The organism is Schauerella aestuarii (genome assembly GCF_009866805.1).
Taxonomy (GTDB): Bacteria; Pseudomonadota; Gammaproteobacteria; order Burkholderiales; family Burkholderiaceae_B; genus Schauerella; species Schauerella aestuarii.
The window spans coordinates 1-309 of the sequence record NZ_SIZW01000016.1 but is presented as its reverse complement, the minus strand read 5'-3'; the positions used below and the strand labels follow the sequence as shown (position 1 = coordinate 309).

1 rRNA gene is annotated in these 309 nt (G+C 51.5%); it reads right to left on the bottom strand.

Going from position 1 to position 309, the window contains the following annotated elements:
* Positions 1-94 (bottom strand): 5S ribosomal RNA (gene rrf, locus EYW45_RS25075); the annotation flags it as partial.
* Positions 95-309 lie beyond the last annotated feature (215 nt).

Below are 309 nucleotides of genomic sequence, written 5' to 3'. Positions count from 1 at the left end.
TCACAGACGTCCGTCCACTATCATCGGCGCAAAGGCGTTTCACGTTCCTGTTCGGGATGGGAAGGAGTGGGACCACCTCGCTATGGTCGTCAGGCGTAACTTGTTGACTGGCTGTGCTTTTGAGGGCGCAACCGGTCCAATCTTGGAAGAAGCAGCAACGTGTCGTGTACCGATCGACTCGCATGACGGCGCGAGGATGAGTACAGGACAACAAATTCGGGTTGTGTAAAACAGTATTATTTGAACGACACTGAACACTATAAGTTCTGACCGGTTTAACCAATCAGGGTTATAGGATCAAGCCGCACG